General features: G+C 74.6%; 5 protein-coding genes and 1 pseudogene. 5 read left to right on the top strand and 1 reads right to left on the bottom strand.

Annotation, left to right across the window (positions count from 1 at the left end):
* Positions 1-46: 46 nt before the first annotated feature.
* Complete coding sequence (locus tag GQS09_RS24760) at positions 47-1,234, bottom strand: acetyl-CoA C-acetyltransferase (protein WP_165989794.1); 1,188 nt, start codon at positions 1,232-1,234, stop codon at positions 47-49.
* A gap of 136 nt (positions 1,235-1,370) precedes the next feature.
* Here GQS09_RS24760 and mce point away from each other — a divergent pair, with 136 nt between their 5' ends.
* The 5 genes and pseudogenes from mce to GQS09_RS24730 form a co-directional block, all read left to right on the top strand.
* Positions 1,371-1,823 carry a methylmalonyl-CoA epimerase gene (gene mce, locus GQS09_RS24755; RefSeq protein ID WP_165989793.1) on the top strand — a complete coding sequence of 151 codons (453 nt, stop codon included), beginning with the start codon at positions 1,371-1,373 and terminating at the stop codon, positions 1,821-1,823.
* Positions 1,824-2,046: 223 nt separating this feature from the next.
* Positions 2,047-5,447: pseudogene (locus GQS09_RS24745) on the top strand (hypothetical protein).
* Between the two features lie 375 nt (positions 5,448-5,822).
* Positions 5,823-6,770 carry a cellulose-binding protein gene (locus tag GQS09_RS24740; protein ID WP_165989791.1) on the top strand — a complete coding sequence of 316 codons (948 nt, stop codon included), beginning with the start codon at positions 5,823-5,825 and terminating at the stop codon, positions 6,768-6,770.
* Positions 6,771-6,866: 96 nt separating this feature from the next.
* Positions 6,867-7,166 (top strand): DUF6191 domain-containing protein, encoded by a 300-nt coding sequence (locus GQS09_RS24735; protein ID WP_165989790.1) that lies wholly within the window; start codon positions 6,867-6,869, stop codon positions 7,164-7,166.
* 183 nt (positions 7,167-7,349) lie between these two features.
* Positions 7,350-8,413: ATP-binding cassette domain-containing protein (locus tag GQS09_RS24730; RefSeq protein WP_165989789.1), on the top strand; the 1,064-nt coding region annotated here is incomplete at its 3' end.

Here is an 8,413-nt window from a genome sequence, read left to right as displayed (position 1 = left end):
GCGCCCGAGCGCCGGGCCGGGGGCCGGAAGCGGCGGAATCCCGCCGTCAGGCGCGCGGCACGCGGACGATCAGGGCGTCGCCCTGCCCGCCGCCGCCGCACAGCGCCGCCGCACCGGTGCCGCCGCCGCGGCGCTTGAGCTCCAGTGCCAGGTGCAGCACGATGCGCGCGCCCGACATGCCGATCGGGTGGCCCAGCGCAATCGCACCGCCGTTCACATTCACCTTTTCGTGCGACACTCCGAGGTCCTTCATGGACTGCACGGCCACCGCGGCGAAGGCCTCGTTGATCTCGATCAGGTCCAGGTCCTCCACGGCCAGTCCGGCCTTGCCCAGCGCGTGCCGGATGGCGTTGGACGGCTGCGACTGGAGCGAGTTGTCCGGGCCGGCCACATTGCCGTGCGCGCCGATCTCGGCGATCCACTCCAGGCCCAGTTCCTCGGCCCTGGCCTTCGACATCACCACCACGGCCGCGGCGCCGTCGGAGATCTGCGAGGCGGTGCCGGCGGTGATGGTGCCGTCCTTGCCGAAGGCGGGGCGCAGCTTGCCCAGGGTCTCCACGGTGGTCTCGCCGCGGATGCCCTCGTCCTGCGCGAAGACGACCGGGTCGCCCTTGCGCTGCGGGATCTCCACCGGCACGATCTCGGCGTCGAACAGCCCGTTCTTCTGCGCGGCGGCGGCCCGCTGGTGGGAGAGCGCGCCGACCGCGTCCTGCTCCTCCCGGCTGATGGACAGCCGCCGGTTGTGCTTGTCCGTGGACTCGCCCATGGCGATGTTCTCGAAGGCGTCGGTGAGCCCGTCGTACGCCATGGCGTCGAGCATCTGCACCGCGCCGTACTTGTATCCCTCCCGGGACTTGGGGAGCAGGTGCGGGGCGTTGGTCATGGACTCCTGGCCGCCGGCCACCACGATGTCGAACTCGCCCGCCCGGATGAGCTGGTCGGCCAGGGCGATGGCGTCGAGCCCGGAGAGGCACACCTTGTTGACGGTGAGCGCCGGCACGTTCATCGGGATGCCGGCCTTGACCGCGGCCTGCCGTGCCGGGATCTGCCCTGCCCCGGCCTGGAGCACCTGCCCCATGATCACGTACTGCACCTGCTCGCCGCTGATGCCGGCCCGCTCCAGGGCCGCCTTGATGGCGAATCCGCCGAGGTCTGCGCCGGAGAAGGACTTCAGCGAGCCGAGCAGCCGGCCCATCGGGGTCCGCGCGCCCGAGACGATCACTGAGGTAGTCATGGTGCGGCTCCTTGGAACTAAGGAGTGAACGAGGGTTCACCCGAGGGTACTGACCGGTCGGCAAGCGGTCACCGGCTCAGAACTGTGACAGTGGGCACGTTGCGCCATCACCGACCGTGGCGCTGCACTAGGAGTCATGCTGACGCGTATCGACCACATCGGAATCGCCTGTCTCGATCTCGACGCCACCGTCGAGTTCTACCGTGCCACGTATGGCTTCGAGGTGTTCCATACCGAGGTCAACGAGGAGCAGGGGGTCCGCGAGGCCATGCTCCGGATCAACGGCACCGACGACGGGGGAGCCTCCTACCTGCAGCTCCTGCAGCCGATCCGGGACGACTCCCCGGTCGGCAAGTGGCTGGCCAAGAACGGCGAGGGCGTGCACCACATCGCCTTCGGCACGGCGGACGTGGACGGCGAGGCCGAGCAGATCCGCGGCAAGGGCATCCGGGTGCTCTACGACCAGCCCCGCCGCGGTTCCATGGACTCGCGCATCACCTTTCTTCACCCCAAGGACTGCCACGGTGTGCTCACCGAACTTGTCACATCTGCCCCCACGGATACGGCCGGTGAGGGCGGAGGCCACTGACGCGGGCTGCCCCGGCCGGTAGAGTGGCACGGCCGGGGCACGGGGCTTCTCTGCGTCCCGCGCTTGGCCGATGATCCGATAAGCGGGAGGTGCGTGCTGGCGACGCACCCGACCGACCGTGCCCGACGGGGCTCCCCGGTGCCGCACCGGGGGTTCCGCCGGGAGCCCGCCGGGGCTCATCGGATCATCACCGGAACAACCAGGGGACGGATGGGACCGCAAGGTGCGGGAAGTCGACCGCAGCGAGCGCACCGAGGCTGACGACGCCCTGACCCAGCTCGAAGCCGAGATGAAGCGGCTGAAGAAGGAGCGGGACAAGGCCGTCGACCACGCCGATGACCTCGGTTACCAGATCGAGGTCCTGCGTTCCAAGCTGCACCAGGCGCGGCGCGCGCTCTCCCTGCGGCCTGCCTACGGGGACGCCACGAGCCACGTCGAGCAGCTGCTGCGCGCCGCCCAGCACCAGGCCGACCAGATGCGCGGCGACGCGGAGCGCGAGCTGCGCCAGGCCCGCGCCCAGACCCAGCACCTGCTCCAGGAGTACGCCGAGCGGCGCGGCCGGATGGAGGCCGAGCTGCACGCCGAGGCGGTCGGCCGCCGGCAGCAGCTCGACCAGGAGCTCGCCCAGCGCCGCGCCACCGTCGAGCAGCACGTCAACGAGAACGTCGCCTGGGCCGAGCAGCTCCGCGCCCGCACCGAGGCACAGGCCCGCCGGCTGCTGGAGGAGACCCGCACCGAGGCCGAGCAGACCCTGCGCCAGGCACGGGCCGAGGCCCAGCGGGTGGCCGAGGAGACCCGGCAGCGGCTGGCCGCCGAGGCGCAGGCCGCCCGCGCCGAGACCGAGGATCTGCTGCGCCGGGCCCGCGCCGAGGCCGAGCGCCTGCTGTCCACCGCCTCGAACCAGGCCCAGGAGGCCACCGAGCACGCCGAACGGCTGCGCGCCACGGTCGGCGCCGAGGCCGAGGCCGCCCGCCGGGACACCGCCGCCGCGCTGCGCGAGGCCCAGGAGCGGCGCGCCGAGNCGCCGAGGCCGAGGCCGCCCGCCGGGACACCGCCGCCGCGCTGCGCGAGGCCCAGGAGCGGCGCGCCGAGGCCGAGGAGGCGCTGGCCGCCGCCCGCGCCGAGGCCGAACGGCTGACCGCCGAGGCCGGTGAGGAGGCAGAGCGGCGCCGCGCGGCCGGCGAGGCCGAGTACCAGCAGCGCTCCGCCACCGCCAAGAGCGAGATCGCCCGCATGGTGGCCGAGGCCACCGCCCAGGCCGATCAGGCCCGGGCCGAGGCCGAGCAGGCGCTGGCCGACGCCCGCGCCGAGGCCGAGCAGCTGCTGGCCAAGGCCACCGAGGAGGCCCGCAACCGCTCCGCCGAGGAGTCCGCCAACCAGCTCGCCGAGGCGGCCCGCACCGCCGAGGACGTCCTCAACAAGGCGGTGGCCAAGGCGCAGTCCACCACCCGGGCCGCGGCCGAGGAGGCCGAGCGGCTGCGTTCCGAGGCCACCGCCGAGGCCGAGCGGCTCATCTCCGAGGCGCACGACACCGCCGAGCAGCTCAAGGGCGCCGCCAAGGACGACACCAAGGAGTACCGGGCCAAGACCGTCGAGCTCCAGGAGGAGGCCCGGCGGCTGCGCGGCGAGGCCGAGCAGCTCCGCAGCGAGGCCGCCGCCGAGGGCGAGAAGATCCGCAGCGAGGCCCGCCGGGAGGCCGTCCAGCAGATCGAGGAGGCCGCGGCCAGCGCCGAGGGGCTGATCGCCAAGGCCAAGGCGGACGCCGAGGAGACCCGGGCCGCCTCGGTGGCCGAGGGCGAGAAGGTCCGCACCGAGGCCATCGAGCGGGCGAGCACGCTGCGCGCCCAGGCCGAGGAGGCGCTGCGCAAGGCGCGCGCCGAGGCCGAGGAGGCGGTGGCCGAGGCCGCCGGGCGGGCCGACAAGATGGTGGCCGACGCCGAGCAGGAGGGCCGGCGGCTGCGCGAGGAGGCCCGGGAGGCGGCCCGCGCCGAGCGCGAGGCCGCCGCCGCCGAGCTGGAGCGGCTGCGCACCGAGGCCGAGCAGCGGGTCACCGCCGCCGAGGAGGCGCTGGCCGCCGCCCGCGCCGAGGCCGAACGGCTGCGGAACGAGGCCACCGGCGACACCGAACGCATGCGCGCCGAGGCCACCGACCGCATCCGGGCCATGCTGGAGGCGGCCGAGGAGGAGGCCACCCGGGTCCGCGAGCAGGCCGTGTCGGACGCCGCCCGCACCCGGGCCGAGGGTGACGAGGCCGCGGTCCGGCTGCGTTCCGAGGCGTCCGCCGAAGCGGAGCGGGTGCGCACCGAGGCCCGGGGCGCCGCCGACCGCATCCGGGCCGACGCCGCCGCGGCCGCCGAGCGGACCGCGGCCGAGGCCGCGGACGCGCTGGCCGCCGCGCAGGAGGAGGCCGCCCGGCTGCGCCGGGAGGCCGACACCCTGCTCAACGACGCCCGCGAGGCCGCCCACCTGGAGCGCTCCCGGGCGCACGAGCAGAGCGAGGAGCTGCTCACCGCCGCCCGCGCCACCGTGGAGGACGCCGAGCGGCGGGCCGAGGAGCTGCTGTCCGCGGCCGAGCGCCGCGCCCAGGAGATCCACGACTCGGTGGCGAACCTGCGGGAGGACGCCGAGCGGGAGATCGCGGCGATGCGCGCGGACACCGATCTGGCGGTGGCCCGGATGCGCCGCCACGCCTCCGAGGAGAAGGAGGCGGCGGCGGCGCTGGCCGAGCGCACCATGACCGACGCGCTGCGCGAGTCCGAGCGGATGCGCGCCGCCGCCCAGGAGGAGCTGGACCAGGCGCAGGCCGAGGCCCAGGCCATCCGGGAGGCGGCCCGCCAGGAGGCGTCCCGGCGGCGCGGCGAGGCCGCGGCCCAGGCCGACGAACTGCTGGCCAAGGCCCAGGAGGAGGCGCTGCGCACCACGGCGGCGGCCGAGGAGCAGTCCGACGGCATGGTGGGCGCGGCCCGCCGGGAGGCCGCCCGGGTGCTGGCCGACGCCCGGGCCGAGGGCCGGCAGATCGTGGAGGGCTCCCGGGCGGACGCCGACAACACGCTGGAGGAGGCGCGGCGGGACGCCATCGCGATCCGGGAACGCGCCGCCGAGGTCCGCTCCCGGGTGGACGCCGAGGTGGAGGCGCTGCACGAGCGGGCCCGGCGGGAGGCGGCCGAGCTGGCCAAGGCCGCCGGCGAACGCGTGGACCGGCTGGTCCGGGCGGCCGAGGAACAGCGCGCCGAGGCCCGGGCCGAGGCGGAGAAGCGGGTCAGCGAGGCCACCGCCGAGGCCGGCAAGGTGCGGATCGCCGCGGTGCGCAAGGCCGAGGGCCTGCTCAAGGAGGCCGAGGCCAAGCGGGTGCAGGCGCTGCGCGAGGCCGAGCGGATCCGCGAGGAGGCCGCGCACGACACCCGCAAGCTGCGCGAGGACACCGAGCGGGAGGTCCGCCGCAAGCTGGAGGAGAGCAAGCGGGAGCTGGACCACCTGGCCCGCCGCCGGGCGGACATCAACGCCGAGATCTCCCGGGTGCAGGACGTGCTGGAGGCGCTGGAGTCGTTCTCGGCGCCGCGCGGGGGCAAGGGCGGACCGGACGGCAAGGCCGTCGGCGCCGGCGCCGGCAAGCCGGGCGGCTGACCGGGCGGCGGCGACCGGGTTGCCCACGTTTGCACACCGGTACGGCAACGATTCCGGCACAACTCCCGCGCAACCGGCCGGTATCCGGCCGGGCCGGCCGTCGGGGCTGTACTCCTGCGGTGGAAACGCGCATGATGGGCAGCCCGAACGGCATGCACACACGCAGTCGCCGTCCGGCAGCTCGAACGAGCGGAACGCAAGCCGCTCGATCGGGCACCCGGGAGCGTACATTCTCCACACGAAACGTGGATCTGCTCGAAGACACGCCGGGTAGCCCCATAGGATTCCCTCCGAGGGCAATCCGAGTGTGTTCCGGCCGGACGCACTCCGACACCAACCCCCGTCTACTCACCCGTCTGAGACGACAGGAACCCCATGAGCGACACTTCCTCCCCCTTCGGCTTCGACCTCGTGCGGCGTGGCTATGACAAAAGTCAGGTGGACGAGCGCATCGCGAGGCTGATCGCCGACCGAGAAAGCGCGGAGACGCGCATCGCGGCCCTGGAGAAGCGGATCGAGGAGCTCCACCTCGAAACGCAGACCGCCCAGGCCCAGGTCGCCGACGCCGAGCCCTCGTACGCCGGACTCGGCGCCCGCGTCGAGAAGATCCTCCGCCTCGCCGAGGAAGAGGCCAAGGACCTGCGCGAGGAGGCCCGCCGGGCCGCCGAGCAGATGCGCGAGCTGGCCGAGGGCCAGGCCCAGCAGGTGCGCGACGACGCCGAGAACTACGCGGCCGACCGCAAGGCCAAGGCCGAGGACGACGGCGCGCGGATCGTGGAGAAGGCCAAGGGCGAAGCGGCCCAGCTGCGGGCCGACGCCGAGAAGGACGCGCTGTCCAAGCGCGAGGAGGCCGACGCCCTCTTCGAGGAGACCCGCGCCAAGGCCGCCCAGGCCGCCGCCGACTTCGAGACCAACCTGGCCAAGCGCCGCGAGCAGTCCGAGCGCGACCTGGCGGCCCGTCAGGCCAAGGCCGAGAAGCGCCTCGCCGAGATCGAGCACCGGGCCGAGCAGCTCCGCCTGGAGGCCGAGAAGCTGCGCACCGACGCCGAGCGCCGGGCCCGCCAGACGGTGGAGACCGCGCAGCGCCAGGCCGAGGACATCGTGGCGGACGCCAACGCCAAGGCCGAGCGGATCCGCAGCGAGTCCGAGCGCGAGCTGGCGGCGCTCACCAACCGCCGCGACTCCATCAACGCCCAGCTCACCAACGTCCGCGAGATGCTGGCCACCCTCACCGGTGCCCAGGTCGCGGCGGCGGCCCTGGGCGACACGGACGACGACGACAACAGCCTGACCAAGACGGTTCCCGTCCAGCAGTCCCGCTGAGGGCCCCCCGCCCCCGGCCGGCTGCTCCGGTCCGCCGGAACGCCCCCGTCCGACCCGGCCGGGGGCGTTCCGCGTGTCCTGGCGCACCATGGGGCCATGGAGTTCCTCGTGTTCCTGACCCTGCCGGGCCTGGTGATCGTGCTCACCGCGGTCGCCTTCGTGGACCAGATGCTGCTGCGGGCCGGGCGCAGGGGGCTGCTGCCGTGGCGGGACGGCCGGGTGTCCGCCACCGGCTTCGAGGCGCTGCACGCCTGCCTGCTGCCGGGCAAGGAGCACGAGCTGCGGCAGCGCGAGGCCGTCGCCCTGCTGCGGGACGAGGAGGGGGACGGGGCCCCGCCGCGCTCCCGGGTGGATCTGGCGGCCGGCACGGCGCGGATCCGCCTCCCCCGCCGCTGAACGCGGCCGGTCTCCCACCGCGTGCCGGCGGGAGACCGGGGGTGGTGCCGGCCTTTGCTGCGGGCCGGTCACAAGGCAGGCCACCGGCTGTGGGAGCGGTGCGGGGAGCGGCTAGGGTGCGAGGACGACGGGGGACGGGCAGCGCAACCGCACGCGTCCCCGCGACCGACCGCAGGGGCTGAGATGATCGAGGCAGTCGGCCTGACCAAGAGCTACGGCTCGAAGACGGCCGTGTACAACTTGCACTTCCGGGTGCAGCCGGGGAAGGTGACCGGCTTCCTGGGCCCCAACGGGGCCGGGAAGTCCACCACCATGCGGATGATCCTGGGCCTGGACCGGCCCACCGCCGGCACCGTGACCGTGGGCGGCCGGCCGTACCGCTCGCTGCCCAACGCGCCGCGCCACGTGGGCGCACTGCTGGACGCCGGGGCCCGGCACGGCGGGCGCAGCGCCCGCGCCCACCTGATGTGCCTGGCGCAGCTCTCCGGCATCCCCGCCCGCCGGGTGGACGAGGTGCTGGGCGTGGTCGGCCTGCAGGAGGTCGCCCGCAAGCGCAGCAAGAGCTTCTCGCTGGGCATGGGGCAGCGGCTGGGCATCGCCGCCGCGCTGCTCGGTGACCCGCAGGTGCTGCTGTTCGACGAGCCGGTCAACGGCCTGGACCCGGAGGGCATCCTCTGGGTGCGGAACCTGATGAAGAAGCTGGCCTCCGAGGGCCGCACGGTGTTCGTCTCCAGCCACCTGATGAGCGAGATGGCGCTCACCGCGGACCATCTGATCGTCATCGGCCGCGGCCAGCTGATGGCGGACATGCCGGTGAAGGACTTCATCGCGCAGAACTCCACCGGCTTCGCCCGGGTGCGGGTGGCGGAGGACGACCCGGCCGGGCGGGAGAGGCTGACCACCGCGCTGACCGGCGCGGGCGGCCACGTGCAGCCGGAGCAGGACGGCACGCTCAAGGTGGTCGGCCTGGAGCTGCCGCGGATCAGTGACCTGGCGCACGAGGCGGACATCCGGCTGTGGGAGCTGTCGCCGCATCACGCCTCGCTGGAGGAGGCGTACATGCGGATGACCCAGGGCGCGGTGGACTTCCGCTCCGTGCAGGACCCCCGGGCCGGCCTCCAGGCGCCGCCGCAGGGCCACCCCGGCGGCTGGGGCGCCCCCTACGCCGCGCAGCCGTATCCGCCGGGCGCCGGGGCGGTTCCGGTGCCCGCCGGATACGGCGCGGGCCCGGGCTGGGCACCGCAGCC

Origin of the sequence: Streptomyces sp. YIM 98790 (assembly GCF_011421595.1) — a bacterium.
GTDB lineage: Bacteria > Actinomycetota > Actinomycetes > Streptomycetales > Streptomycetaceae > Streptomyces.
The sequence above is the reverse complement of the archived record's forward strand: the minus strand, read 5'-3'. Positions and strand labels throughout refer to the sequence as shown.

Excerpts from the sequence above, each read along its gene's own strand:
- GQS09_RS24760 (WP_165989794.1), bottom strand. The coding sequence starts at position 1,234 with ATGACTACCTCAGTGATCGTCTCGGGCGCGCGGACCCCGATGGGCCGG.
- mce (WP_165989793.1), top strand. The coding sequence starts at position 1,371 with ATGCTGACGCGTATCGACCACATCGGAATCGCCTGTCTCGATCTCGAC.
- GQS09_RS24740 (WP_165989791.1), top strand. The coding sequence starts at position 5,823 with ATGAGCGACACTTCCTCCCCCTTCGGCTTCGACCTCGTGCGGCGTGGC.
- GQS09_RS24735 (WP_165989790.1), top strand. The coding sequence starts at position 6,867 with ATGGAGTTCCTCGTGTTCCTGACCCTGCCGGGCCTGGTGATCGTGCTC.